This window comes from Amycolatopsis ruanii, assembly GCF_003385175.1.
In the GTDB taxonomy this organism is placed as follows: domain Bacteria; phylum Actinomycetota; class Actinomycetes; order Mycobacteriales; family Pseudonocardiaceae; genus Amycolatopsis_E; species Amycolatopsis_E thermalba.
This window is the reverse complement of record NZ_PQHY01000026.1, coordinates 54,690-81,413: the sequence shown is the minus strand read 5'-3', so window position 1 is coordinate 81,413 and position 26,724 is coordinate 54,690. Positions and strand designations below refer to the sequence as shown.

24 protein-coding genes and 2 pseudogenes are annotated in these 26,724 nt (G+C 72.3%); 19 read left to right on the top strand and 7 right to left on the bottom strand.

The features are described from left to right. The 6 genes and pseudogenes from D0D28_RS16735 to D0D28_RS16710 form a co-directional block, all read right to left on the bottom strand. Positions 1 to 590, bottom strand: a pseudogene (locus D0D28_RS16735) (type VI secretion protein); the annotation flags it as partial. Between the two features lie 33 nt (positions 591 to 623). Then, on the bottom strand, positions 624 to 2,531 hold the full coding sequence (locus D0D28_RS16730; protein WP_116111211.1) for a VirB4 family type IV secretion system protein: 1,908 nt from the start codon (positions 2,529 to 2,531) through the stop codon (positions 624 to 626). Positions 2,532 to 2,535: 4 nt separating this feature from the next. Further along, positions 2,536 to 3,678, bottom strand: coding sequence for a PrgI family protein (locus tag D0D28_RS16725; protein WP_116111224.1), 1,143 nt, complete (start codon positions 3,676 to 3,678; stop codon positions 2,536 to 2,538). 12 nt (positions 3,679 to 3,690) lie between these two features. After that, positions 3,691 to 5,445: a hypothetical protein gene (locus D0D28_RS16720; RefSeq protein WP_240323238.1), complete on the bottom strand. Its 1,755-nt coding sequence runs from the start codon at positions 5,443 to 5,445 to the stop codon at positions 3,691 to 3,693. A 474-nt stretch (positions 5,446 to 5,919) separates the two neighbouring features. Then, positions 5,920 to 6,288: an Mbov_0395 family pilin-like conjugal transfer protein gene (locus D0D28_RS16715; RefSeq protein WP_116111210.1), complete on the bottom strand. Its 369-nt coding sequence runs from the start codon at positions 6,286 to 6,288 to the stop codon at positions 5,920 to 5,922. After that, complete coding sequence (locus tag D0D28_RS16710) at positions 6,288 to 7,235, bottom strand: sigma-70 family RNA polymerase sigma factor (protein ID WP_116111209.1); 948 nt, start codon at positions 7,233 to 7,235, stop codon at positions 6,288 to 6,290. The genes D0D28_RS16715 and D0D28_RS16710 overlap by 1 nt, the downstream gene beginning before the upstream one ends. Before the next feature lie 515 nt (positions 7,236 to 7,750). Between D0D28_RS16710 and D0D28_RS16705 the strand changes: the two genes are divergently transcribed. The 19 genes and pseudogenes from D0D28_RS16705 (at position 7,751) to D0D28_RS16615 (ending at position 26,037) form a co-directional block, all read left to right on the top strand. After that, positions 7,751 to 8,401: a hypothetical protein gene (locus D0D28_RS16705; RefSeq protein ID WP_240323237.1), complete on the top strand. Its 651-nt coding sequence runs from the start codon at positions 7,751 to 7,753 to the stop codon at positions 8,399 to 8,401. Continuing rightward, entirely contained in the window at positions 8,398 to 9,399 is a 1,002-nt protein-coding gene (locus D0D28_RS16700; RefSeq protein WP_116111208.1) for a TRM11 family SAM-dependent methyltransferase, read from the top strand. Before D0D28_RS16705 ends, D0D28_RS16700 begins: the two co-directional genes overlap by 4 nt. 97 nt (positions 9,400 to 9,496) lie before the next feature. Continuing rightward, positions 9,497 to 9,979: a VUT family protein gene (locus tag D0D28_RS16695; RefSeq protein ID WP_162831099.1), complete on the top strand. Its 483-nt coding sequence runs from the start codon at positions 9,497 to 9,499 to the stop codon at positions 9,977 to 9,979. 26 nt (positions 9,980 to 10,005) lie between these two features. Beyond that, a pseudogene (locus D0D28_RS37650) lies at positions 10,006 to 10,599 on the top strand (DUF7221 family queuine tRNA-ribosyltransferase-like protein); the annotation flags it as partial. A gap of 73 nt (positions 10,600 to 10,672) precedes the next feature. Continuing rightward, complete coding sequence (locus D0D28_RS16685; RefSeq protein WP_346009487.1) at positions 10,673 to 11,356, top strand: hypothetical protein; 684 nt, start codon at positions 10,673 to 10,675, stop codon at positions 11,354 to 11,356. After that, on the top strand, positions 11,353 to 12,276 hold the full coding sequence (gene dapA, locus D0D28_RS16680; protein ID WP_116111206.1) for a 4-hydroxy-tetrahydrodipicolinate synthase: 924 nt from the start codon (positions 11,353 to 11,355) through the stop codon (positions 12,274 to 12,276). The genes D0D28_RS16685 and dapA overlap by 4 nt, the downstream gene beginning before the upstream one ends. A gap of 85 nt (positions 12,277 to 12,361) precedes the next feature. Further along, on the top strand, positions 12,362 to 13,135 hold the full coding sequence (locus D0D28_RS16675; RefSeq protein ID WP_116111205.1) for an IclR family transcriptional regulator: 774 nt from the start codon (positions 12,362 to 12,364) through the stop codon (positions 13,133 to 13,135). Then, on the top strand, positions 13,128 to 13,985 hold the full coding sequence (locus D0D28_RS16670) for an isocitrate lyase/PEP mutase family protein (RefSeq protein ID WP_116111204.1): 858 nt from the start codon (positions 13,128 to 13,130) through the stop codon (positions 13,983 to 13,985). Before D0D28_RS16675 ends, D0D28_RS16670 begins: the two co-directional genes overlap by 8 nt. Next, a complete protein-coding gene (locus tag D0D28_RS16665) occupies positions 13,978 to 15,240 on the top strand; it encodes a 3-isopropylmalate dehydratase large subunit (protein ID WP_116111203.1) in 1,263 nt (420 codons plus the stop codon). The genes D0D28_RS16670 and D0D28_RS16665 overlap by 8 nt, the downstream gene beginning before the upstream one ends. Then, on the top strand, positions 15,237 to 15,770 hold the full coding sequence (locus D0D28_RS16660; RefSeq protein WP_116111202.1) for a 3-isopropylmalate dehydratase: 534 nt from the start codon (positions 15,237 to 15,239) through the stop codon (positions 15,768 to 15,770). The genes D0D28_RS16665 and D0D28_RS16660 overlap by 4 nt, the downstream gene beginning before the upstream one ends. Next, positions 15,767 to 16,768, top strand: a complete 1,002-nt coding sequence (locus tag D0D28_RS16655) for an ABC transporter substrate-binding protein (protein WP_116111201.1) — start codon at positions 15,767 to 15,769, stop codon at positions 16,766 to 16,768. The genes D0D28_RS16660 and D0D28_RS16655 overlap by 4 nt, the downstream gene beginning before the upstream one ends. Continuing rightward, positions 16,765 to 17,583, top strand: a complete 819-nt coding sequence (locus D0D28_RS16650; RefSeq protein ID WP_116111220.1) for an ABC transporter ATP-binding protein — start codon at positions 16,765 to 16,767, stop codon at positions 17,581 to 17,583. The genes D0D28_RS16655 and D0D28_RS16650 overlap by 4 nt, the downstream gene beginning before the upstream one ends. Further along, positions 17,580 to 18,386, top strand: a complete 807-nt coding sequence (locus tag D0D28_RS16645) for an ABC transporter permease (RefSeq protein ID WP_116111200.1) — start codon at positions 17,580 to 17,582, stop codon at positions 18,384 to 18,386. The genes D0D28_RS16650 and D0D28_RS16645 overlap by 4 nt, the downstream gene beginning before the upstream one ends. Next, on the top strand, positions 18,383 to 19,144 hold the full coding sequence (locus D0D28_RS16640) for an ABC transporter permease (protein ID WP_116111199.1): 762 nt from the start codon (positions 18,383 to 18,385) through the stop codon (positions 19,142 to 19,144). Before D0D28_RS16645 ends, D0D28_RS16640 begins: the two co-directional genes overlap by 4 nt. Then, positions 19,141 to 20,556, top strand: coding sequence for an MmgE/PrpD family protein (locus D0D28_RS16635; protein ID WP_116111198.1), 1,416 nt, complete (start codon positions 19,141 to 19,143; stop codon positions 20,554 to 20,556). Before D0D28_RS16640 ends, D0D28_RS16635 begins: the two co-directional genes overlap by 4 nt. Positions 20,557 to 20,567: 11 nt before the next feature. After that, the gene (locus D0D28_RS16630) at positions 20,568 to 22,076 is read left to right on the top strand and encodes a long-chain-fatty-acid--CoA ligase (protein WP_116111197.1); all 1,509 of its coding nucleotides are present in this window, start codon (positions 20,568 to 20,570) and stop codon (positions 22,074 to 22,076) included. Between the two features lie 5 nt (positions 22,077 to 22,081). Further along, entirely contained in the window at positions 22,082 to 23,437 is a 1,356-nt protein-coding gene (locus D0D28_RS16625) for an MmgE/PrpD family protein (RefSeq protein ID WP_162831097.1), read from the top strand. After that, positions 23,434 to 24,576 (top strand): 2-methylaconitate cis-trans isomerase PrpF family protein, encoded by a 1,143-nt coding sequence (locus D0D28_RS16620; protein WP_116111195.1) that lies wholly within the window; start codon positions 23,434 to 23,436, stop codon positions 24,574 to 24,576. Before D0D28_RS16625 ends, D0D28_RS16620 begins: the two co-directional genes overlap by 4 nt. A gap of 207 nt (positions 24,577 to 24,783) precedes the next feature. Beyond that, the gene (locus tag D0D28_RS16615; RefSeq protein WP_116111194.1) at positions 24,784 to 26,037 is read left to right on the top strand and encodes an SLC13 family permease; all 1,254 of its coding nucleotides are present in this window, start codon (positions 24,784 to 24,786) and stop codon (positions 26,035 to 26,037) included. 25 nt (positions 26,038 to 26,062) lie between these two features. Here D0D28_RS16615 and D0D28_RS16610 read toward each other — a convergent pair whose 3' ends face one another. Further along, a complete protein-coding gene (locus tag D0D28_RS16610) occupies positions 26,063 to 26,632 on the bottom strand; it encodes a TetR/AcrR family transcriptional regulator (protein ID WP_205413285.1) in 570 nt (189 codons plus the stop codon). Positions 26,633 to 26,724: the final 92 nt, after the last annotated feature.

Here is a 26,724-nt window from a genome sequence, read left to right as displayed (position 1 = left end):
CCGAGCAGGCCGCGGATGGGGTCGGCGTCGAAGTCGGTGCGGAGCGGCAGCGATTCGGTGCGGGCGAGGCGCAGCTGCCCGCCCACCACGATCCGCCGCCCGGCGGCTGGGGTGGGGAAGGCGGCGGTGGCGGGGCTGGTGCGGGTGTGGGAGCCGGGCCAGGCGGCTTCGACGGCCCGTTCGACCAGGTTGGGCGGGATGACGGCGGGGACCCAGAACTGCACGGTGACGCCGTGCTCGCCGAACACGTACTCCAGCGCGAGGTGGGGCTGGCCGGCCCACCACCGCCGCCAGGCGGGGCGCAGGAGGCCGACGAGGTTGGACCAGACGGCGGCCCCGCCGGCGGGATCCACGGTGGGCGGGGCGAGCACCGTGATCCGGCGGGCGTCGACCTCCAGCGCGGCGTGCCGGCGCCGCAGCCACCAGCGCCGTGCCACGAGGGCCCCCGCCACCGCCACGAGCAGCGTGGGAAGGACGATCGGGCCCCACATCAGCGCCCAGTCCAGCAGGACCGCCAGGAGATCGGCGGTGGCGCCGCCGGGGTCACGCAGGTAATCGCCCACCCAGCTGTGCACCGCTGGCGCCGGCATGGCGGGCCTCCTTTCTGGACACCTGGCGCAGGGTCAGGCGGGATCGGTGTCGTCGAGTCCGTCGTCGGCGGGGCCGAGGCCGATGTAGGTGTCGGCGAGGCCGTGGTCGGTGGCGTCGGGGTCGTCGTCGGCGAGGCGGGCGAGTTCGGCGGGGTCGGTGGTGACGAGGAGGTTCTCGGTGGGCGAGGCCAGCGACTGGAACGCCACCCGCTGCGTGCCGGAGGACAGCAGGCCCTGGCCGCGGTCGGCGGAGAGCAGGAACTGGCGTTCGCCGGCGGAGAGGCCGAAGGTGTCGGCGATCTCGTCGATGGCCTGCGGCGCTTGGCGCAGCAGGACCTGGGTGGCGGCGTTGGACACGATGGCCTTGCCGAGATCGGTGCCGAGCACGTCGGCGGTGTCCTGGGTGGCGACGGTGAGCCCGGCCCAGTGTTTGCGGGCGGCCTTGGCCATGCGGAACAGGAAACGCGCGCCCTCGGGTTGTTGCATGAGCAGCCACGCCTCGTCGACCACGACCAGCCGGGGCCGCCGATGCGCGGGGTTGGACACCCGGCGCCAGACCGCGTCGAGCACGAGCAGGGTCCCGATCGCGCGCAGCTCGTCGGGAAGGTCGCGCAGGGAGAACACCACGAGGTGACCGTCCGGGGTGGCGGTGGTGGGCCCGGCGAACAGGTCGCTGAACGCGCCGTCGACGAACGGGTGCAACCGGGCCGCCAGATCACCGGCCACCGCGTCCCCGCGATCCCCGGAGGCGGCGAGGGTGTCCCGGAGGTCGCGCAGCAGGGGAGCGGGGCGGGTCCAGGTGCGGGCGGCATCGCCGGTGATCCCGGCGCGGGCGTAGGTGGCGGTGATCGCGCGGTCGAGCACCGCCCGCTCCGGCGGCGCGACCGGCGTGCCGAACAGGACGGCGAGTACGGTGTGCAGGAAGAGGCTGCGCCGGTTGAGAGCGTCCTGCGGGGCGGTGCGCCGTCCGCGGGCGTCGGTGTGCACGGGCAGGTCGAACGGGTTGAGCCGCACCCCACCGGCCCCGAGGTGCACGTAGGTGCCGCCGACCTGGGCGGCCAGGCGGGCGTACTCGTCCTCGGGATCGACGACGAACGCCTGCACCCCGTCGGAGACCCACCCGCCGCCGTCGTCGCTGAGGTTGCGGTAGAGGCTGCGCAGGGTTTCGAGCTTGACGAAGTAGGACTTGCCGGCGCCGGAGCGGCCGAGCACGACGGAGTTGTAGTTGTCGCAGGCGAAGCGGTCCCAGTGCACCAGCCCGGAGCTGCCGACGTTGTAGCCGTAGAGCACCCCGGACGGCGCCGACGTGGTCGGGTCCGTGGGCGGCAGGTCCGGCGAGGTGAACGGGTAGGCCGCCGACACTGCGGCGGTGTCGAACGTCCTCTTCAGCCCGAGTGGGTCCAGGCCGAGTGGCAGGGTGGAGACCCAGCCCTGCAAAGCGCGGTAGGTCGCGGGTTTGGCGTCCAGCAGCAGCGACGCGCACAGCGACCGCAGCGCCGACACTTCCTCGGCGAGGGTGTGCTCGTCCGGGGCGTGCACCGTCAGGTACAGGCCGAAGCGGAACAGTTTTCCGTCGCCGCGGGCGATGCGGCGGGACAGGTTGGCGGCGTCCTCGGCGGCGGCGTCGAGGTCCGGGTCGTCGAGCCGGTCGTGCCGGGCGTTGTGCCGGCGGGAGGATTCCAGCCGGGCGCGTTGCTTGCGCAGACCGCTGGCGGCGGTGGCCGGGTCGACCGGCTGGATGTGCACGGACACGTCCAGCCGGGCGGGGTAGGTCAGCAGCGGCGCGAGCCACCCGGGATAGACCTCCTGGGGATAGCCGGTGACGCCGAAGCTGGCGACGAACTCGTTGCCGACCTCCAGATGCCGGGCGGCCACCGACAACGAGTCCGGGGTGAACGCCCCCGCCGACCCAGACCGGAACTGATGCCTGGTGCGCGCCATGGTGTTACCTGCTTTCGATGTCGTCGTCGTAGTCCCAGTCCTCGTCGTCGGACAGCCACGGCCCGGCCTGTCCCTCGCGTCGCGGCCGCACCGCGGCTTCATCGGGGGCGTAGAGGTCGGTGAAGGTGGTGCTGGCGGTGACGACCTCGTCGGCAGCGGCGAGCGCGGCCGAGGGCGGGAGGAAGGTGTCGGGGTTGCAGGCCGACGCCAGCACCCCGGTCGCCGCCGCGGCGTCGAGCCGCGCGGCGACGATCCCGGCCGCCGACAGCAGCTCGCTCGCCTCGCCGAGGCGGCGCACCAGCCGTTGCTCGGCCGCCAGCCGCACACCCACATCCACCGCCTGCTCCGTGGCGCGACGGCGGCGCCAGGGCAGCGCGTTTGATGCGGGCGCGGGGTGAGTGTGCAGGGGTTCGCGCAGCACGAGCAGCACCTGGCGGCGCAGCAGCTCGGTCTGCGCGGTCAGCTGGGCGAGGTAGTCGGCGTGATCCCGCGCGGCCGTCTCCAGCGCCGGGTGGGGGAGCCCGCCCGCGCGGGCGCGCAGTTGCGCGATCTGGGGTGCGAGGTCGAGTCGTTCGGCGCGGACGAGGATCTGCACCGGCGCGGTCAGGCTGTGCAGGTAGCGGGCGAAGGAGGAGACGAGCGCTTCCTGCTCGGCGGGGGTGCGCAGGCTGAAGTTGACGGTCGAGCACACCGCGATGATTGCGAGCCCGTCGCTGCCGAGGTCGACGATCCCGGCCTGCGCGCCGCTGTCGGCGACCCCGCTTGCTGGGAGCTCGAGCGGCGCCGGAGACACCGCCTCCACGCGCCCCTTCGCCTGCTGCGCGGTGAGCCAGGCGGGTGCCGGGCACACGCCCTCGGGGGCGGCAACCCGGTGCCGCGGGGCGAGGTGCTGGCGGATCGCGGCGAGGGCGAGCTTGTCCAGCGGGAGCCCGTCACGCTGCCCGAGCGCCAGCACGGTGACCGCGATCCCGGCCGGAACCGCCACGAGGAGGAACACCGCCAGCGGCACCACCGCCCGGGTCAGCGAGTAGAGGCCATACAGCAGCGCTCCGGCGCCGGCGAGGATCGCCAGTTGCCGGGCGGTCAGCGGACCCAGCACCCGGTCCGGACGGTCGACGTCGGCCGGAACACGCACAGGACTGGTCACGGCGAACACACCTCACTTCCTCTTCCTGGGGCCCCGGCGGCGGGGCAGGTCCAACGGCAGCGGCAGCTGCGTGCCCGGCCGCGGCTTCCGCGCCGGGGGCGGGCTGTCGCTCGGCGGCGGGGTGGGTTTGGGTTGGCGGCGCACGGCGAGGGGGAGCGGGTACTGGCCCGAGGCGAGTGGCCGGTTGCCGGTGTAGGCGTCGCGCTGAGGGCGGCGCGGGGCGCGGGCGGCCGGGTTGATCTGCCCGGACGGGGTGAGCAGGCCGGGCCCGGTCTGCCGCGGCGGCTGTGTCGCGGGTTCGTCGGCGAGGGTGCGGCGAGCGGGTCGCGGTGATGCGGGGCGCAGGTGGATCGGGAGCATCCCCGCGCTGGGCGCGACCAGCGCACGGGGCAGCCGCGCGGGCGGCCGCGCGCGGCGGTTGATCCGCCCATCCGGTGTCAGCAGCCCGGGCTGCGGCACCGGCGAACGAGGGTGAGTGGGGTTATCGGCGAGCGTGCGGCGCCCGACCCGGTCCGGGTCGTACCGCGTGGTGATCGGCAACCCGAGCTGATCGGGCGGCAGCGCATGCGGCAGTACGTCCGGGGGCAGCGCCCGCGGATTGGGCGACACCGTCCGCTCGTCACCGGACCCGCTCGCGGTGAACAGCGACAGCTGCCCGCGACCCGGCCTGCGCTCCCCACCGCCCGCGGTGGTCGGCACCTCGCTCAGCCGGGGCGAGCGTGGCGCGGGGGAGCGGGTGCGACGCAGCCGCAGCGGCAGCATGAACTGGCCCGACCGGGTCGCCGGAGGATCCGCCGCAGCGCCCCCACCACCACTCGGCCGCTTGCTTCCCTTCCGGCCGAGGGCGGTGCCGGCGCCGCCGAGCAGGCCCATCGTCTTGTAGGCGATGACGCCGCGGGCGAGCGAGCCGAGCAGCGAGCGGCGCCCCGTGCGCAGCGGGGCCAGGCACCAGAACGGGATCTTGATCAGCACCCACATCAGCGCCAGGCACAGCAGCAGGTTCACCAACCCCGACAGCGTCGGCCCGAACACCGTGAACCCGCCCGGGGCGAAGAACACCCGCAACGCCACGACCATTGCCAGCGACTGCCCGACCTGGATGGCCAGCACCCCGCCGAAGGCCTTCCACCACGCCTGCGCGATGTCCTCGGTGTGCGGCAGCGCGTGCCACATCAGCGCGATCGGGGCAGCCGCGATCAGCAGCACCGTCAGCATCACCCGCACGATGAAGGTGAGCAGCAGGACCACGACCATCACCGCGAGCGCGAGCCCGATGAAGATCAGCCACAGCCCGCCGCCGTTGAGCGCGCCGAGCACTATGTCGGTCAACGCCTTGCCCGCGGTCTGCGGGTTCACGCCCTCGCCCATGACGGCCTGGGCGAGCGCGTTGGCGATCTGGATCGCCTTGGTCGCGATGAACAGTGACAGGGTTCCGGCGAGGAACCCGATCGCGACCCGGGGTGCGATCTCCTTGATGGTGTATCGGGTCTGCAGGGTCTCGTAGCCCATCACGACGATCCCCGCGACGACCACGATGATGACGTAGACGGCGAGCAGAATCCGCCACGACTCCGTCCACAACTGCCCCACACTTGGCAGCGAGGACGGCTCCGGTGTGGTCAGCAACGTCTTCCCGAGAAGCTCGAGCAGCGGGTTGAGCGCGTCGGTCACCACCGTGCGGAAGAAGGCGTCGATCGCTTCGGTGACACAGGCGACCGGATCAGTGATGCCGCACTCGTCCTCGCCCTCCCCGTCCTGCCCGGGCACCGGAGTCTGGCCCGGGCCGCTGGGTTCGAGCGGGGTCGGCTGGGGAATGCAGTTCGGCCCCTCACACGACGGAGGAGTGGTGGGTGCGGGCGTGCCGGTGCACTCGGGCATCAACGCGCCGGGAAAGCACGACACCGGCGGCACGGACGGGCCCGGCACCAACGGCGAACTCGGCACTCCCGACGGCGGCGGCGGAGTGCCGGTCGGCAGCCGGCACGCGGGGTCGATTGAGCCCGGTGTGCACGACGGGTCGGAGGGTGGCAGGGGCAGCGGCGGCGGTTGCGCCGGAACCATCGCGGTCACGGAGGCACTCGGTGGCGGGCTGGGCGCGGCGGCCGCGGCGAACGCGAGTCCGGCCACCGCCGCCAGCAGTGGCACCAGCACCGCGAGCGCGCGCCCCGCACGCCGCGGCAGCAGCCGACCCCAACCGCGCCCAAGCGGTTCCGGTGGCCGGGTTGTTGGGGTGGTCATGGCTCACACCCCGCCCACGATGCCCTTGAGGATCTCGACCACCAGCGGGGCCAGCGCGGCCAGCCCGAAGCCGATGCCGGCGGCCTTGAACGCGCCCTTGGCCTTCTCCACCTCACCGGGATCACCGGAGGCCATCAGGTAGCGCAGACCACCGATCGTGAGGAACACGATCGCGACCCCCGCAAGGATCCCCATGATCCAGTTGCGGATGTTGTTGAGCACCTCGTCGACGGTCTGTGCGAGCGCGACGACGTGCACCGCCTCCGCCTGCGCGGCCGACGCGGTCAACAGCAGCACGGCGCCGACGAGCCACCCCGCCACAAGTGCGCGACGGCGTCGGGTGCGTGGGGGGCGAAGCTGGCGCAGACGCATCATCGGACCTTCCGAGTCGTCGGCACGTCCGACCGGGTGGCGGTCCGGCGTGGAGGGTGAGCACGATCGGCGGGCGCGTGAGTCCCGCGCCGGCTAACTCCGGATTTCGAGTCCGTCCGGGACACCCGACGGTGCGCTCCTCGCCGACGGGCTCGGTGCGCACGGCTTTCGTTGTCGTCGGCGGCGAGGTGGGTGAGCAGCCGCGCCTCGGCGCGCAGGCGGGCACGTTTGGCGGCTTCGTAGGTCTGCCCTCGGGCCTGCGCCGCTTCGGCCAGCGACAGCTCCCCGAGACGCGTCGCGGAGACGAGGCTCGCCTCCTCGGCGCTGATCGCGCCCGCCTCGACCGCCGCGGCCAGGACGAGATCCGGGTGACTTCCCGCCCGTACCGGCGGTGCGGAACGGAAGCCGAGATCCTCGCGCGGCCGGGGGCTGTCCAACGCCTCCCGCACCGTCCGCGAGCCGGCCCGGTAGGCCGTCCACCGCAGTCGCACGAGGATCGCCGGCCGGTCCAGATCTACCTCGCGCAGACCGTCGAGGAAGCCGGTCAGGATCGCCGAGTACACGTCGTCCCGGTCACCGGCGAACTCGCGCGTCAAGCTGCGCGCGACCGGCAACAGCACCGGCAACGCCAGACCCGTGCACGCCACCGTCCAGGTGCCGCCCTCCGCGCGGGAACGTGTCACCAGATACCGCCACGTCGCATCGCGCGTGGTCTGCGCACAACTGCGCGCGAGGAGCGCGGTACCCAGCTCGTCCAACGGCAGCAGCCGCCCCGGCAGGCCGTCGATGTCGCGGCCGTCGACGGCGACCGGGTCGGGTCCGGTCACCAGCCACTCGAAGCTGCGCCACGCTAGGTCGAACACGTTCGCGTTCTCGGCCGCGACCGGCTTGCGCCGCACGAAGAAGACCGGGTTCTTCGGCTCGTTCTCGAACAGAGACAGATCCATGACCACCTCCCAGAAGGCGGGGGAAACTGGCGGATCGCCATGGAGTCATCCGGGGAGCCTCACAACCGCCGCACGCCCGCTTCACGGGCGTGACAAAAGCGCCTCAAAGGCGCCTCAGCGTCGTCATTTCCGGCCCTGGACCTGCGCCTTCTGGATGCTCGGCTGCCGCGGAAATGGCCGGTGTCCCGAATGGATTTTCGGTGCGGAGTTAGGGGATGACAGCGCCACAGGCTCAGCCGCGTGGCCCGGCGTTCTCGATCCCGGAAGGCCCTCGTATGACCCAGCGATCGCAGTCCCCGGACGGCCGCCCTGGCCGCCGCGGTGACTCGACCCGTCCACCGCGCACCCGGCGCGGAGGCGACCGCCCGCCCTACCCCGGAGCCCGCGCACCCCGACCGCACGCCACCTCGCACCCGGGTACACGCACCACGACAAGACGCACCACCGCATCGCCGATCCCGGCCACCGTGTGGACGTGCGGCCCCGACCCGATCGACAGCCACCAACCGTGGCCGGTGCCGATCGTGGAAGCGCTGACGACCTCGTTCAGCGCACCCCGTGCCCGTGTCCTGCTCGGCCCAGACGCGGACGAGGCCGCGATGGAAGCAGTGCGCGCGCTCGACCGCGAAGTGGGTGCGCTCGCCGGCTTGGAACCGAACAGCACCGACGGGCAGTCCCGGCCGTTCTGGGCCGACCTCGTCACCGGCGGCGCAACGCATACCGCGGCCGCGCCGAACGCCTCCAACCCGACCGCGGTGGCGCCGGGGGAGCGGGTCGAGCTGATCCTCGTCTCACTACCCGCAGATGCCGCCGCGGTGGTGTCGCTGGACCGGCTGGCTCTGATGGCCGCCGCCCGGTTGCGCTTCGGTGGCGTCCTCGCCGTCTACACCCACAGCGACTGGAACCAGGGGTACCTGTCCGACCCCACCGGCGCCGTCATCGCCGCCGCGCAGAACGCCGACCTGCTCTACCTGCAGCACATCGTCACGCTGCACACCCCGGTGCGCGACGGGCAGCTCCGCGCCGCACCGACACCCGCCGCCGCCGAGTACGAGGTCGCGCGCCACCGCGCGACCGCCCGCGGTCTGCCTGCGCCGCACCTGCGCGCACACGGCGACGTCCTCGTCTTTGCCCAGCCCAGCGAGCCCGCAGGAGACCGCGCATGAACACCTCCGCAGCGCACCCCGATGAGCCGACCGTGCCGATCCCGCGCGCGCTCATCGACGCCATCGACACCGCCACCGACCACGCCGCCGAGACCGACCCGGGCGAGCTGCCGCTGTCGGTGTGGGTGACCGCGCAGACCTCCCCGGCCGCGCAACGCAAGGGCCGCTACGTGCCCGACACGACCGCACACCCGGCGAAGATGCTGCCCGCCGTCGCGGCCCACGCGATCCGCCACTACACACGCCCCGGCGACCTGGTGTTCGACCCCATGGCCGGGGCCGGAACGACCCTCGTGGAGGCACTCGACGCCGGACGGCGCGCGGTCGGCGTGGAGTACGAGCCGCACTGGGTCGCCGTCGCCCGCGCCAACCTCGACCTGGCGCGCGCACGCGGCCACGACCACGACGCCGAGGTCGTGCACGGCGACGCCCGGCAGCTGCCGGACTTCCTGCCGGCCCGGCACCACGGGCAGGTCGCGCTCGTGGTGACCTCGCCGCCGTACGGGCCGTCCACGCACGGGCAGGTCGTCACGGCCGGCGACCCCAATGGCGACGGCAAGGTGCACAAGTACCACCACCGCTACGGCAACGCGCTCGACCGCGGCAACCTCGCCAACGTCGGCCACCACCGCCTGCTGGCCGGGTTCACTCGCATCCTCACCGGCTGTGCGGCTGTGCTGCGTCCCGGCGGGCACGTCGCGCTCACGGTCCGCCCGTGGCGGGAGCACTCCGAACTGATCGACCTGCCCGCGCAGATCATCGCCTGCGGCGTCGCGGCGGGTCTGGTGCCGGTCGAGCGGTGCGTGGCGCTGCTGGCGCGCGTGGTTGAGGACGGCCTCGTCGCCCGGGGCAGCTTCTTCCAGCGCGACTTCATCCGCAAACAACGCGAGCAGGGACTGCCGCTGCACCTCATCGCGCACGAAGACGTGATCGTGCTCCGCAAGCACCTCGCCCCCTCCGACATCACGGCACCGGAGACAGGTCATGCCGGGACCTGAGACCGCGGCGCCCGCTGCGCACCCGTGCTCGTCGTCCCAGGGGACTGGCAACGGGCCAACGCCGCGGGCAGTCGGGCGCGCCGCGGGCTGGGCCGCGATGGGGACCTTTCTGGCGGGGATCGCCGCGGCGAACTGGGGCAGTAGCCACGTCGCGGTCGTCCTGGGATCGCTCGTGATCCCGGCCGGTGTGGTCCTGGCCGGCGTCCTGCTCACGGCCCGCGACATCGTGCAGGACACGCTCGGTTCGGCGGCCGTGGCGGCCGCGATCGGCGGAGGCATGGCGGCGTCGCTGATGGTGGCGCCGCCCCGGCTGGTGCTGGCCAGTACCACGGCGTTCCTGGTCGCGGAACTCGTCGACTGGTGGCTCTACACCCGGTTCCGGCGCCGCAGCCGGTCGGCGGCGATCGCGGTGTCCAATCTCGGTGGGCTGGTGCTCGACAGCGCGGTGTTCGTGCCGTGGGCGTTCGGGTCGCTTGCGTTGCTGCCCGGGCACCTTGCGGGCAAGGCAGTTGCCACTGTCATGGCCCTCGCGGCGGCGGCCGCGCTGACGGCGCGACGACGAGGCGGGGTGCTGCCGTGAAGTTCTATCTGGGCACCCATCAGCATATGTGGCTGGCACGCGACCTGGGGATCCCGCCGCTGGTCTCGCACCGGCGGCTGGCACCCCGGCGCACCCTGCCGCATGCGATAGGGGAGGGGGCACTGGACTCCGGCGGCTTCACCGAACTGTCGCTGCACGGCCGGTGGCGCACCGACGCCCGCACCTACGCCGCCGCGGTGCGCCGCTACGCGGAGGAGATCGGTCACTTGGCCTGGGCGGCGCCCCAGGACTGGATGGTCGAGGCGCACGTCCGGGCCCGCACCGGCGCCAGCCTGCGCACGCACCAGCGCCGCACCGTGCGCAACTATCTCCAGCTCCGCGACATCGCCCCGGACCTGCCGTTCGTCCCGGTCTTGCAGGGCGACTCCGCCGCCGACTACCACTGGTGCGCCGACCTCTACGAGCGGCACGGCGTCGCGTTGTCGAGGCTGCCGTTGGTCGGCGTCGGCAGTGTGTGCCGGCGCCAGCACAGCGCCCACGTCGAGCGCATCATGCGCTCGCTGCACACGCGGGGCCTGCGACTGCACGGCTTCGGCGTCAAAGCCACCGGCCTGGCCCGCTACGCCGACACGCTGGCCTCCAGCGACTCAGCGGCGTGGAGCTACAGCGGCCGCTACCAGCCAGGCTGCACACCGAGCCACCGCACCGAGTCCAACTGCTGGACTGACCACGGTGGCGGTGGCGACGCTGTCGGCACAGCTGCGGCAGCGCGGGTTCAACGACGTCACCATCGAGGGCGTACGACCGGCCCGGCCGGGGTCGCGCTTCGCCGGGCGCGCCCGCACCCTGCGCTACCTGCCCCACCGCGAGGACCTGTTCGCCGAACGCGGCGGCGGGTTCAACGCCCAGAAACGGGCCGTGGAATCCCTGGGCCCCGGCGAGGTCCTCGTGATGGAAGCGCGGGGTGAGCGCGGCAGCGGCACGATCGGCGACATCCTCGCCCTGCGCGCCGAGGTCCTCGGGACGGCGGCCGTCGTCACCGACGGGGGACTGCGGGACGCGGCCGTCGTCGCCGAACTCGGCATCCCGGTCTTCCACCGCGGGGCGCATCCCGCCGTGCTCGGGCGGCGGCACGTTCCGTGGGATGTCGACGTGCCGGTCGCCTGCGGTGGCGCGGCGGTGCTGCCCGGCGACTGGATCACCGGCGACGACGACGGGGTGCTGGTCATCCCGCCGTCGCTGGTGCGTGAGGTGCTCACCGCCGCCATCGAACAGGAACGCCAGGAGCGGTTCATCGCCGAGCAGGTCGCCGCGGGTGCGGCGATCGAGGGTCTCTACCCGCTCGGCGACGCCTGGCGCGGCCGCTACCAGGAGTGGCTGACCGCCTTACCCCACAGTGAAGGAGGAGCACAGTGAAGTTCCGCACCGACCCCGCCCGCCTGCGTGGCTCGATCGCCCCGCTGGTCACCCCGTTCCACCCCGACTGCGGTGTCGACCACGACAGCCTGCGTGGTCTGGTCGAGTTCCAGCTGACCAACGGATCGCACGCGATTTCCTTCGGCGGCTCGACCGGGGAACCCGGCGCGCAGACGCTCGCGCAGCGGGCCGAGGCGATCCGCACGGTCGCGGCCGCCGTCGACGACCGGGTGCCGTTCCTGCCCGGAACCGGCAGCGCCAAGCTCGACGAAACCCTCGAACTGACCGCGATCGCCCGTGACGCCGGCGCCGACGCCGCGCTCGTCATCACGCCCTACTACGCGCAACCCACGCAGCAGGGGCTCTACGACTGGTACGCGACGGTCGCGCGGGAGTTTCCCGACCTGCCGCTGGTGATCTACAACGTGCCCTCCCGCGCCGCGGTGGACATCGCGCCCGGCACGGTCGCCCGGCTGTACCGCGACTTCGACAACCTCGTCGGGATCAAGGAGACGACCAGGGACTTCTCCCACTTCTCCCGCGTGTTGCACGCCTGCGGGCCGGACCTGCTGGTCTGGTCGGGCATCGAACTGCTGTGCCTGCCGCTGCTGGCGCTCGGTGGTGTCGGGTTCATCAGCGCGGTCGCCAACCTCGCGCCGGCCGCAGTGGCGCGGATGTACGAAGCGTGGGAGACCGGCGATCTCGCGACGGCCCGCGACCTGCACTACCGCCTGCACCCGCTGGCCGACCTGCTGTTCGTCGAGACCAACCCGGCGCCGTTGAAATGGGCGCTCCAGCAGCGGGGCCTCATCGGGTCCGGCTTCGTGCGCCCGCCGCTGGTCCCGCTCACCGAAGACGGCCAGGCCGAGGTCGAGAAGCTGCTCGCCGCGGGCGCGGATCTGCTGCCGCCCGCGGCCTGACGCTTGACGTGACCCAGTTCACCCGCCTATCGTCCAAAACCGCTATACGGTTTCTGAAACCGCAGAACGGTGTGTTGGAGGATGGATGGCTGAGCCCGGGGTGCGCGTGCTGGGGCGCGCGTGCGACGTTCTGGATTGCTTCACCGAGGCCGAACCCCGTCTGAGCGTGGCGGACCTGCGCGCTCGGACGGGGTTGCCCGCGACCACCGTCGCGCGGATCGTGTCCACCCTGCTGCAGGAGGGGCTCCTGGTCCGGGAGGGGGACTCCTACCGCGTCGGGCTGCGGGTGCTGGTCTGGAGCGCCCCGGCGCGCTCAGGGTCGAGCCTGCTCGGGGTCGCGCGGCCGTTCGTCGAGCAGCTACGGGACGTCACGGGGGAGAGCGCCGGCGTCTACGTGCGCCAGGACGCCACCCGCGTGCTCGTCGAGTCGGCGGCCTCCCGCCACTCGGTGATCTACCGGGGCTACGTCGGCCAGGTGCTGCCGCTGCACGCCGGCGCGGCGGGCAAGTGCTTCATGGCCTTCGACGAGAGCGCGCTCGCCACCGCGCTCGCCGCCGGCCTCGAGCGCTACACCGATTCGACCGTCGTCACGCGCGACGAGCTCGACCGCCAGCTCGCGCAGGTGCGCGAGCGCGGCTGGGCCTTCACCGAGAGCGAGCGCGAGGTCGGCCTCAACTCCGTCGCCGCGCCGGTGCCGGGGTTCGACGGCAGGCCCGAGGCGGCACTGGCGATCGGCGGTCCCTCGTTCCGGCTCGACCGCGACGAGGCCGAGCGGGTCGGCCCGGTCGTCGCCGCCAGCGCCCGGGCCATCGCCGCGCGCATGGGGCACGTCCCTGCCGAGGAGCGGGCCGATGTCTGACGCCGCCGTCCTGTCCGGACTCCTCAGCCGGGAGCGGCTGCTCGTCGCACCGGGCGTCTACGACGGGCTGTCGGCCGCGGTCGCCGCTCGCGCCGGTGTCGAGGCCGCCTACGTCTCCGGCGCGGCCGTGTCCGCCGCCGAAGGACTGCCCGACATCGGGCTGACCACCGTCACCGAGATCGCCCGCGCGATCGCGGTCACCCACCGGCAGCTGGACGTCCCGGTCATCGCCGACGCCGACACCGGGTTCGGCGACGAGACCAACACCTTCCGCACCGTGCGCACCTACGAGGACGCCGGCGCGGCCGCCGTGCAGCTCGAGGACCAGGTGTTCCCCAAGCGGTGCGGCCACCTCGACGACAAGGCACTCATCCCGGCCGGGGAGTTCGTCCTCAAGATCCGGGCCGCGCTCGACCACCGGCGCCGGGGAACCCTGATCGTCGCGCGCACCGACGCGATCGCCGTCGAGGGGTTCGACGCCGCGATCGCCCGGGCCAAGGCCTACGCCGCGGCCGGCGCCGACGTGCTCTTCGTCGAGGCGCCGCAGACCCTCGACCAGGTGGCGGCCATCCCGTCCGCGGTCGGCGCGCCGGTCATCTTCAACGTCGTGCCCGGCGGCAAGTCGCCCGAGGTGTCGCGCGAGCAGCTCGAGGGGTTCGGCTACGCCGGCGCCATCCTGCCCGGCGCCACCGTCGGCGCCGCGTTCACCGCCATGACCCAAGCCCTGTCCGACATCGCCGGTGGCGGCCTGCCCGCCGGCCAGGTCGCCGGGCCCCGCGCCCTGTTCGAGGCCGTCGGCCTGACCGAGTGGGCCGTCCGGCGCGCACCGAAAGAGCCTGCCCGTGCCTGACACCATCATCGAGCGGATCCTGGCCCGCGCCGCGGGTCTCGACACCGTCCAACCGGGACAGATCGTCACCTGCGACGTCGACATGACCGTCGTGATCGACGTGCAGTTCGCCCACGACCGCCTCGCCGACGTCCGCGCCCTCCACGACCCGGACAAGGTCGCCGTCGTCCTCGACCACGCCGTCCCGGCACCCACCCCGCGCGACGCCGACCACGGCGCGAAGGCCCGCGCGTTCGTCGCCAAGCACGGCATCGACCGGTTCTACGACGTCGGCCGTCACGGCATCGTCCACCAGGTCATCGCCGAGCAGGGCCTGGTGCTGCCGGGCACCGTCGTGTGCTGCACCGACTCCCACACCTGCGCCGGCGGCGCGCTGAACTCGGCCGCGCGCGGACTCGGGCCGCTGGAGATCCTGCAGATGCTGTGCACCGGCCAGACCTGGTACCGCGTGCCGCCGACGATCCGGTACGAGCTCACCGGTACCAAACCGGCGCACATCAACGGCAAGGACATCTTCCTGACGATCTCCGGCCGCTACGGCGACGCCACCGACCACGCGCTCGAGTTCGGCGGCCCCGGCCTGGCGTCGGTGCCGATGTCCGATCGCCGGACCATCGCGACCCAGGGCGCGGAGATCGGCGCCGACTTCACGCTGTTCCCGTGCGACGCCGTCACCGGGGAGTTCCTGGCCGAGGTGGCTCCCGGCGCGGCCTACACCCGCAGCGACCCCGACCCGGACGCCGGTTACGCCGTCGTGCGCACCCTCGACCTCGGCACCGTCGAGCCGATGGTCGCGCTGCCGGGCACCGTCATCAACAACGCGGTGCCGTTGTCCGGTCTCGACCGGACCCGCATCGACCAGGCGTTCATCGGGTCCTGCGCCAACGGCCAGCTCGCCGACCTCGCGGTCGCGGCGCGCGTCGTCGAAGGCCGCAAGGTCGCGCCCGGTGTGCGGCTCATCGTCACCCCGGCCTCGCAGCAGGTGTACCTGGAGGCGGTCAAACGCGGCTACGTCGCCACGCTCGTCGAGGCCGGCGCGGTGGTCACCAACTCCACCTGCGGCGCGTGCTTCGGCTACCACATGGGCGTGCTGGCGCCCGGCGAGGTGTGCGTCACCTCCAGCACGCGCAACTTCCGCGGCCGCATGGGCAGCACCGAGGCGCGGGTCTACATGGCCTCGCCCGCGACGGTCGCGGCGTCGGCGCTGACCGGCTACATCGCCGGATCGGACCAGGTGGCGGAGGTGGCGGCGTGACCTCACCGCTGCGTGTCCGGGGACGGGCCTGGGTCTTCGGCGACGAGATCAACACCGACGACATGTACCCGGGGTTCGCGATGAAGCTGCCCGTCGAAGAAGCGGCGCAGCACATGTTCGACGCCACCCGGCCCGGCTGGCCCAAGCTCGTCGAGGCGGGTGACATCGTGGTCGCGGGGCGCAACTTCGGCCTCGGATCGAGCCGCGCGTGCGCCGAGCTGTTCGTCCACTTGGGAATCTCCTGCCTGGTGGCCGAGCAGTACAACTCCCTGTTCCACCGCAACGCCCTCAACTACGGGCTCCCGGCGCTCACCGTGCCGGACGCGCGCACGCTGATCGACGAGGGAGACGTCCTCGCGATCGACGCCGTGGCCGGCCTGCTGCGCAACGAGACGCGCGGGACCGAGCACCCCATCGAACCCCTGCCCGCCTTCGTCGTCGAGCTCATCGAAGGTGGCGGGCTGATCAACCGCCTGGAAGCCGGAGGCTTCCTGGATCGCAAAGACGCGACCACAGGAGGAAAACCATGAAGCGCAGGACAGCTCTGATCGCCGGCGCGGCCGCGGCCGCACTGGTGCTGAGCGCGTGCGGAAGCGGTGGTGGCGCGGCGGGGGTGACCTCGTTCGACATCGCGGTCAGCAACGCCTCGGAGCCGTACTCGATCCCCTGGCTGGTCGGCAAGGACCAGGGGTTCTTCGCCAAGCGCGGGGTGACCATCGGCGAGATCGTGCCGGGCAAGGGCGGCGGGACGACCGTGCGCAACATGCTCAGCGGTGACCTGCCCATGGCCGACGTCGGGTTCACCTCGGTGCTGGAGTCCAGCGAGGCCGGCACCCCGCTGACCGTCGTGGCCGGCGCGACGCAGAGCGTCTACGGCCTCGACTTCTACACCCTCGACAGCAACACCGGTGTCCGGACCATCAACGACGTGCACAAGTGGGCCTACACCAACCCGCAGTCGGTCACGCAGGCCCTGTCCTACATCCTCCCCAAGGTCGCGGGGGCGACCCAGGAGATCGAACGGACCTCCTCCGGTGGGGTCGGTGAGGGCGTCGCGCTGCTGGAGGCCGGCACGGTCGACGTCGCGGTCGTGCCGCCGTCGGTCGTGGCCAAGACCGGCAAGTTCCGCGTGGTCGTGTCCAGCGCGGACTACCTGAAGAAGTTCCAGCAGAGCGTGATCACCACGACGCCCGAGTTCGCCGAGCGCAACCCCGACACGGTCAAGGCCGTGGTGGCGGGCTACCAGGAGTCGGTCGAGTTCATCCGCGCCAACCCGCAGAAGGCCGCGCAGCTCTACGCCGACTACATCGACATCGACGTCGCCGCGGCGACCACGATCGTCACCAAGGCGGTCCAGTACGACAACTGGGGCGCCGGGTTCGACGCCGAGGCGATCCAGCAGGCCGTCGAGGCCCAGCGCCTCGCCATGAACCGCACCGACCTCCCGTTCTGCGACCTGTTCCAGAAGGCCTACCTGCCCGCGAACGTGCCCACCACGCTCCCGGCCGAATGCGGGGCAGCGCAGTGAACACACAGACGCAGGAGCAGCGCGGCACCGCGTCCACGGCGACCACGCCGATCGTGCGCGTCGAAGGTGTGGAGCAGCACTTCGGCCCGGTGCACGCGCTCGGGCCGGTCGACCTGACCATCGGGCGCGGCGAGTTCGTCTCGATCGTCGGGCCCAGCGGGTGCGGCAAATCGACCCTGCTCGAGATCATCGGCGCGCTGCAGGACCCGGCGCGCGGCTCCGTCGAGGTGGACGGCGTCCCGCTCACCGGTCCGCGCCGCCGCACGGCGATCGTGTTCCAGGAGTCCGCGACGCTGCCGTGGCGCACGGTCGTCGACAACGTCGCCTTCGCGCTCGAAGTGCGCGGCGTCGGACGGAAGGTTCGGCGGGAACGCGCCCGGGAACTCGTCGAGGTCGTCGGACTGGGCGGCTTCGAGAACCACTACCCGGCGCAGCTGTCCGGCGGGATGCGGCAACGCGTCGCCATGGCGCGCGCGATGTCGATGGACCCGGACCTGATCCTCGCCGACGAGCCGTTCGGCGCGCTCGACGAGCAGACCCGCATGCTGATGGCCGAGGAGCTGCTCCGCGTCGTGGAGACCATCGGGTGCGGCGTCCTGTTCATCACCCACAGCATCCAGGAAGCGGTGCTGCTGTCGGACCGGGTGCTGGTGATGGGCCGCCGCCCGGGCACCTTCCTCGACGAGGTCGTCGTCGACCTGCCCCGGCCGCGGGTGCACGCGGCGCTGTCCGAGCCGTCCGCGACCGCGGCGCAGGAGCGCATCTGGGCGCAGATCCGCAACGAGGCCGAAGTGGCGATGCGGAGCGAACGATGAGGGCGCGCTCGGTCGTCCCGTCCTACGTGCGGCCCACGCCGCGCCGCGTCGCCGGGTTGCCGTCGGGCCTGTGGACGTTCGTCCTCGTCATCGGGCTCGTGGCCGCGCTGGAGCTGTACGCGCGGTCGGGTGCCGTGTCGCGGCTGGACCTGATCCCGGTGAGCGAGATGGTCGCCCGGTCGGTCGAGCTGCTGGGCGAGCGCGACTTCGTGGTCGACGCGTTGCTGCGCAGTGTCCTGCTGATCTGCGCGAGCTTCGCCGCCTCGGCGGTCGCCGGCGTGGCCGTGGCCTACGCCATGGCCCGCTCCCGCTGGGTGCACCGGGCCGTCAAGCCCTACGTCAACGTCTTCTACGCGCTGCCGGTGTTCGCGCTCTACCCGGTGATGGTGGTGATGTTCGGGACCGGCGTGGTGCCCATCGTCCTGCTGGCCACGTTGTTCAGCGTCGTCATCGTCATCTCGCACGCGCTGGTCGGGTTCGAGTCGACACCGCCGATCGTCACCAAGCTCGCCCGGTCCCTGGAGATGACCCGGTCGCAGCAGCTGCGCAAGGTCCTGCTGCCCTCGGCGCTGCCGGACATCCTCGCCGGGCTCAAACTGGGCCTGGCGTACGCGATCATCGCCGTGCTGGCGACGGAGTTCATCCTGGCCACCACCGGGCTCGGGCAGGTGGTCAACCGCGCCTACAACAACTTCGACACCGTCGACATGTACGCCGGCATCGTCTTCGTCAGCGTTTTCGCGCTGCTGGCCAACCTCTCGCTCGGCGCCGCGCTGAGCGCGTTCGACTGGAGGCGGCGATGAGCACCCGTCGAAGCCCCGCCTGGGTCCCGCCGCTGGTCCTCGCCGCCGTTCTGGTGGTGGTGTGGACCGTGACGGCCGCGCTGGCGGACAGCGCCGTCTACCCCGGACCGGGGCAAGCACTGCGGAGCCTGGGCTCGGACCTGGGCGATCCGCGGTTCCTCGGCAGCGTCGGCGACACCGCCCGCGTGCTGCTGCTGTCCTACGCCGCCGCGGTCGCCGCCGGCGCGGTCGCCGGGATGGTGCTCGGGCTCAGCGCGTTCTGGTCGCGGGCGGTCCTGCCGGTGGTGTACGCGTTCAACAGCGTCCCGAAGATCGTGCTGTACCCGGTTTTCCTGCTCCTGCTGGGAATCGGGGACCTGAGCCGGGGAGCGTTCGCGTTCGTCTCGGGCGTGCTCCCGATGTTCCTGATCATGGTGGAGGCGACCGCGGGGGTGAGCCGCCTGCACCTGAAGATGTCGGCCGCGCTCGGCCTGTCGCGGTGGTCACTGCTGCGGCGGATCGTGGTGCCCAGCGTCCTGCCCTCGCTCGCGTCGGGGATGCGGCTGTGCTTCGGGCTCACCCTGATCGGCCTGCTGCTCGCCGAGATGTTCTCCGGATCCTCCGGCCTGGGCTACGAACTGCTGCGCAACCTCTCGCTCGCGCGGGTGGAGAACATCATCGGCCAGGTCGTCCTCACCGGTGTCCTCGCGCTCCTGCCGACACTGGCCCTGCAACAGCTGGAATCCCGCATCCGCAACCGTTACGAGGTGACCGCGTGAGCCCGACCGACCCCGACGGCGTGACCGGCAAACTGGCGACCTGGATCGCCCAGCTGCGCCACGACGACATCCCGGACACGGTGCGCGAACGGGCGCGGCACCTCCTGCTCGACGGGCTGGTGTGCGCGCTGGTCGGCGCCCGCCTGCCGTGGTCGGAGCGGGCCGTGGACGCCGTGCTCGCGCTCGAAGGCGCCGGGGACGTCCCGCTGCTGGGGTGGAGCCGCACCACGTCGGCGCCCGCGGCGTGCCTGCTCAACGGCACCTTCATCCAGGGCTTCGAGCTGGACGACTACCACGTGCGCGCGCCGCTGCACAGCAACTCGCTGATCGTGCCGAGCGCGGTCAGCACCGTCGCGACGCTGGGCCGTCCGGTGTCCGGGCGGGAGCTGCTCACCGCGCTGATCGCCGGCTACGAGGTCGGCCCGCGGGTCGGGCTGGCGCTGCACGGCGCCGAAATGCTCTCCCGCGGCTGGCACTCCGGCTCGGTGTTCGGCACCCACGCGAGCGCCGCGACGTCGGCGTGGCTGCGGCGGCTCGACCCGGCACGGGTGGAAGACGCGCTCGGCTTGGCCGCGACCCAGTCGTCCGGGCTGATGGCCGCGCAGTACGAGGCCATGTCCAAGCGCATGCACCACGGTTTCGCCTCGCGTAACGGCCTGTACGCCGCGGCGCTCGCCGAGGCCGGCTACACCGGGATCAAGCGCGTGTACGAGCGCGAGTACGGCGGATTCCTGGCCACCTTCGGCGAGGGGCACGACCCGCGCCCCGAGCTGATCACCGCCGGGCTGGGCCAGGAGTGGGTCCTGCTGGACACCGGGGTGAAGGCCTACGCCGCGATGGCCGCCACGCACGCCTCGATCGACTGCGCGCTTCAGGCCCGCTCGCGCGGGATCACGGCCGAGGACGTCGAGTCGATCTCGGTGGAGGTGTCGCACGCCGCCTACCACCACGGCTGGTGGAAACCCGAACCCCTGCTGGAGACGATCGGCGCGCAGATGAACATCGGCTACGCCGTGTCGGTGGCGCTGCTCGACGGCCAGGTCCTGGCCGAGCAGTTCACCTGCGACCGCATCGCCGCCGACGACGTGTGGTCGCTGCTGCGCCGCGTCGAGGTCCACCACTGCCCGGACTTCGACCGCGCCGAAGACCGGTTCCGCACCCGGATGCGGGTCACGCGGCGCGGTGGCGACACCGTCGAGATCGAAGTGGACGGTCCGCTCGGTGGCCCCACGCGCCCGCTGCCGGACGCCGACGTGGTGGCGAAGGCGCGGCGTCTCGCCGAGTCGATCGACCTGGCCACCCGGTGGGAGCGCATCGAGCACCTGGTGCTCGACCTCGACTCCGTGCCCGATGTGTCCGTGCTGGTCGGCGAACTCGCGGCCGAGGTTCCCGCGCTGCCCGTGACGCTCTGAGAGGACTTCCCATGACGAACCTGGCCGCCCTGCTCGACACGACCGCCGGGGAGCACCCCGATCGCACGGCCATCGTGTGCGGCGACGCCCGCCTGTCCTACCCCCAGCTCGCCGGCGCCGCGAACCAGGTCGCCAACCTCCTGGTACGCCACGGAGTGCGCCCCGGTGACGCGGTCGCGTTGTCGTGTCCCAACCTGCCGACCTTCACCGTCGTCTACTTCGGCATCCTCAAGGCGGGCGCCACGGTCGTACCGCTGAACGTGCTGCTCAAACCACGCGAGATCGCCTACCACCTCGCCGATTCCGGCGCTGTCGCCCACTTCGCGTTCGAGGGCACCGCCGACCTCCCCATCGGCGAGTGGGCGGCAGAAGCCGTCGAGCAGACCGCCGGGTGCCGGTCGTTGTTCGTCGTCCCCGCCGCGGGCCGGCTGCCGTGGGCCGACGAGCCCGCCGAGTTCGCGACGGTCGACGTCGATGACGAGGACACGGCGGTGATCCTCTACACCTCGGGCACCACCGGCCACCCGAAGGGCGCGGAACTGCGCCACCGCAACATGCGCGACAACGCCCTCGCCGGCCGGGAGGTGTTCGGCGCCGACCCGGCGAACCCGGACACCTACCTGTGCGTGCTGCCGTTGTTCCACTCGTTCGGGCAGACCGTGACCCAAAACGGCGCGATCGCCTTCGGCGGCACGATGGTCATGCTGCCGCGGTTCGACGCGCGGGCCGCGCTCACCCTGATGCTCCAGGAGACCGTGACCTTCTTCGCCGGCGTCCCGACGATGTACTGGGGCTTGCTGGGCGCGCTCGACGACGGGGTGGACGTGGCGGCGCTGGCGGCGAACCTGCGGGTGGCGGTGGCCGGCGGCTCGGCGCTGCCGGGCGAGGTGCACCGGGACTTCCGGGCCCGCTTCGGCGTGACGATCCTCGAGGGTTACGGCCTGTCGGAGACCTCCCCGGTGGCGTCGTTCTCGGTGTACGGCGAGCAACCGCGGGTCGGCTCGATCGGCGTGCCCATCCCGGGTGTCGAGATGAAGCTGATCGCCGACGACTGGTCCGACGCCTCCGGCGAGGTCGGCGAGATCGCGATCAGGGGCCACAACGTCATGAAGGGCTACCACGGCCGGCCCGAGGCGACCGCGGAAGCGATCCGCGACGGCTGGTTCCGCACCGGCGACCTGGCCCGCAAGGACGCCGACGGCTTCTACTACATCGTCGACCGGGCCAAGGACATGATCATCCGCGGCGGGTTCAACGTGTACCCGCGTGAGATCGAGGAACTGCTGATGACCCACCCGGCGGTCTCGCTGGTCGCGGTGATCGGCGTCCCCGACGACGCCCACGGCGAGGAGATCAAGGCGGTCGTCGTCAGGGCCAAGGACCACGACGACGTCACCGAGGACGACATCGTGGCGTGGGCCAAGGAACGGCTGGCGGCCTACAAGTACCCGCGCCGCGTCGAGTTCCGCGACACCCTGCCGATGACCGCGACCGGCAAGATCCTCAAGCGGGAGATCTGATCACCGTGACCACCAGCCCCGCCACCCTCGCCGCGACCGACGCACTCGCCCGCTTCGCCGTCGAGTCCGAGGTGGACTCCTCGCTCGCGCCGCGCCTGCGTGGCCTGTTCCTCGACCACATCGGTGTCGCCGCGTTCGCGGCCGTGCACGCCGACAGCAGCCCCGCCGTGCGCGCCGCCGTCGACCGGCTCGATCCGCACGGCGGCGACGCCACCGTGATCGGCGTGGCCCGCCGGCACAGCCCGGCCTCTGCGGCGTTCCTCAACGGCGTCCACGCCCACTCCCTGGACATGGACGACACGAACCGGACGCAGACCGGGCATCCCGGGGTCGCGATCTTCCCCGCCGCCACCGCGGAAGCCGAACGCCTCGACGTGGACGGCCGCACGTTCCTCGACGCGGTCGCCGTCGGGTACGAGGTGTGCTGCCGGATCGGCGCGGCGCTGACCTCGCGCAGCTACGAGCGCGGCTTCCACATCACCGCCGTGTCCGGCATCTTCGGCGCGGTCGCGGCGGTGTCCCGGCTGCGCGGATTCGACGCCGCCACCACGGCGTCGGCCTTCGGTCTCGCCCTGAGCAAGGCGGCGGGCAGCATGCAGTACCTGGCCAACGGGGCGTGGAACAAGCGCCTGCACCCCGGTTTCCTCGCCCACGACGCGTTGACGTGCGCGACCCTGGCGGAGGCCGGCGTCCGCGGCGCCGCCGACGCGCTCGACGGGCGGTACGGCCTGCTGACCGGATACACCGGGGAAGCCGACCCCGGCGCGCTCACCGATGGTCTCGGCACGAAGTGGCTGCTGCTCGACACCGCCGTCAAACCGTACCCGTCGTGCCGGCTCACCCACGGCGCCATCGACGCCGCGCTCGCACTGCGCGACCCCGACCCCGGCGCGGAACTGCACGTCGGGATCCCGTCGGCGGCCATGCCGATCGTCGGCGAGGACAGCCCGGCGAAACGCCGGCCGGGCAGCGTCGTGGACGCCCAGTTCAGCGTGTACTTCCAGGTCGCGTGCGCGTGGCTGGACGGGCACGTGGACTGGGACAGCTACCAGCGCCTCGCCGATCCCGCCGTGGTCGCGATAATCGACCGGATCACGGTGTCGGCCGACGACAGCGTGCCGATGGGTGGCGGCACCCTGACCGTCCACTCGGGAGGCCGGACGGCGTCCCGCGCGGTCCCGGTCCCGCTCGGCGAACCGGAGAACTGGATCGGCGACGCCGCGCTGCGCGAGAAGTTCGCGTCACTGGCGGGCCGGGTCTTCGACGACGCCGACGACATCGCGGACGGTGTGCTCGGCCTGTCGGCGGAGTCGTCGATGCGCGCACTCGTGCGGACATTGGCGGGCGGGGGAGCGGCATGACGGACCAGCTGACCGTCCGCTGCGTCCTGATGCGCGGCGGCACGAGCAAGGGACTCTACTTCCACGAGGCGGACCTGCCTGCTCCCGGCACCGAGCGCGATGCGCTGCTCGTCCGCCTCATGGGATCCCCGGACCCGCTGCAGATCGACGGCCTGGGCGGGTCCCGGCCGATCACGTCGAAACTCGCGATCATCGCACCGTCCACCCGGGACGACGCCGACGTCGACTACACCTTCGGCCAGGTCGAGATCGACCGCGCCGGCGTCGGCTACGCGGGCAACTGCGGGAACATCTCGGCCGGGGTCGGCCCGTTCGCGATCGACGAAGGCCTCGTCGACGCGGTCGACGGGGTCACGCCGGTCCGGATCCACAACACCAACACCGGTGCCGTGATGACCGCGCACGTGCCCGTCCGCGCGGGCAGGGCCGCTGTTCTCGGCGACTTCGCCGTGCCGGGCGTACCCGGCACGGGCGCGGAGATCGTCATGGACTGGTCGGGCACCGTGGGGTCCAAGACCGGTGCGCTGCTGCCCACCGGGAACCCGGTCGACGAGATCGTGCTGGAGAACGGTTCCGTCGTCCGGGCCACGACCTGCGACGCCGGGAATCCGTGCGTCTGGGTGCCCGCCGCGGACGTCGGCCTCGACGGCAGCGAAGTCGACTTCTCCGAGACCCTGCTCGACGTCGTGCGGGAGATCCGCGGCAAAGCGGCGGCGCTCTTCGGCCTGTGCACGGAGTGGCGCCGCGTGGACGACGAGTCACCCGGTCTGCCCATGGTGGGGCTCGTCGCCCCACCCGGCGGCTACCGCACCCTGAGCGGCACGACCGCCGACGCTCCGGACATGGACCTGCGGGTCCGGCTGATCTTCATGAACCGCCTGCACGAGAGCATCGCGGGCACCGCGTCGGTGTGCCTCGCCGCGGCCTCCCGGGTCCGCGGCTCGGTCGTCGAGACCGTCGCCACCCGGCGGCAGCGGGACACCGTCCTCATCGGCCACCCGTCCGGCATCACGCCCGCCCGGGTGGCCGCCCGGACGGTCCCGGAGCCGCCACACGTGGCCTTCGACCTGCTCGGCTTCAGCCGCACGGCCCGCCGGCTCATGGCGGGGGCGGCGTACTACCCGCCGCCCACCCGGTAAGCCCGTTTCGGTTTCCGCTGACCACCGCCGCTTCGCGGACCGCGCTGTCTCATCACCCGCGTGACGCGCCCGCCCGGCAACACCCGTCCATGCCCGCCGACCACCGCTGTTTCACGGGACCGCGTCGCCTCATCACCGGCGCCGCGCGCCCGCCCGGTAACACCCGCTCATCCCAGCCAACCACCGCTGCTTCGCTCGGGAGATCCCATGCCCACCGCACTTCTGTCCATCGGCGTGCTCGCCGCCGTCCTCGCTCTCGCCACCGTCCGCCCGGTCAACATGGGCGTGCTCGGGCTCGTCGCCGCGTTCTTCGTGGGCAGCCTCATCGGCGGTGAATCACCGGACGACGTGCTCGCCTCGTTCCCGGCCGAGCTGTTCGTCGTGCTCGTCGGTGTCACCTACCTGTTCGCCATCGCCAAGAACAACGGCACCGTCCAGTGGCTGGTCGAAGCGACCTTCCGGCTCGCCGGCGGCCGCACGTCCGCGATCCCGTGGGTCTTCTTCCTGTTGTCGACCGCGATCTGTGGGATCGGCGCGCTGCCGCCCGCGGTGGGCGCGATCCTCATGCCGATCGCGATGAGCTTCGCCACCGCCCACGGCCTCCGGCCGTTGCTCGTGAGCATCCTGATCGGGCTCGGGTCGACCGCGGGCTCGTTCGCGCCCACCGGCCTGCTCGGCGTCATCGTGCACGGCGTGCAGGAGAAGAACGGACTGGCGAGCAATCCGCTGTTGCTGTTCGCGTGCACGTTCGGCATCGGCACCGCCGTCGCCGTGGCCACCTATGTGCTCCTGGCGCGGCGTCAGGCTCCGGCTGTGGTGGTCGCCGACAGCCCCGGAGCCGCCACCGCACCGCCGTCGACGTCGTTGAGCCCGCAGCAGGGCCTGACCCTGCTCGGGTTCGTCGTGCTGACCGTCGGGGCGCTCGTCTTCGGCCTCGACATCGGGTTCCTGGCCCTGACCGTGGCGGCGGTGGTGGCGCTGGCGTTCCCCGCGACGAGCCGCAGTGCGGTGAAGGAGGTCAGCTGGGACATCATCCTGCTGATGGCGGGCATCCTGACCTACATCGGGGTGCTGCAGCGCAACGGGACGATCGACTGGCTCGGCACGTCGGTCGCCGGGGTCGACTCACCGCTGCTCGCGGCGCTGCTGATCTGCCTCATCGGCGCGGTGGTCTCGGCGTTCGCGTCGACGACGGGCATCCTCGGCGCGGTCATCCCGCTGACGGTGCCGCTGATCGCGACGGGCGAGATCGGGGCGATCGGGTTCGTCGCCGCACTGGCGATCTCCTCGTCCCTGGTGGACGTGTCCCCGTTCTCGACCGGCGGCGCGATCGCGATGGCCAACGCCCCCGAGCCGGAACGGCGCAGGATCTACCGCGGTCTGCTCCGCTTCTCGGGAGCGATGGCGGTCGTAGGCCCCCTGTTGAGCTGGTCGATCCTCGTCGCACCCGGGTGGCTGTGAGTTCGATGCCGGGATCGCGATCGGGTCAGCGCTGGTCGCCCACGAGAGCGTTTGCGCGGGTTTCGGGAACTCCCAGCATCAGCAGGCTCGTGATAGTCGCTGCCCGGGCGCCGTTGGTTGCGTTCGACAGGTCGCTGTCGGCGATGGCGAACACGATGCCGTAGGCGAGCTGGCTCAGCGTGCCTGCCGGCAGGTGCTGTGCGAACAGGTCGCTGTCCTGGCCCCGTTTCACGAGGTCGGCGAGGAGCTCGTCGAGTGGTCCGAGCAGGCCGTGGATCGCCTCGCCGTACTCGCCGCGGCGCAGCGCGAGCAGCACCCGGTACCGGTGGGCCACCGGCCAGATGCGGGCGACGAAATCGGCCCACGTCGCGTCCGCTTCCGTGTTGGCGCCGTCGACCTCGGTGAGTACGGCGGTCATCTCGCTCACGGCCCGTTCGGTGAGTGTCCGGATCAGGTCGAGGCGCGAGGGGAAGTGGCCGTAGACGGTGCGGCGGACGACGCCGGCGGCGGAGGCGATGTCGCCCATTCCGGCGTCGGGGTTGTCGCCCAGCACCTCGAGGGCGACGTCGAGGATGCGATCGCGGGTCTCGTTCATCGACCGCGCACGCGAGGACTCGGTGGGCACGGCGCGAGTGTTGCACACTGCTGTGCATTAAAGTAGGTTGCACACCAGTGTGCAACGAGTGG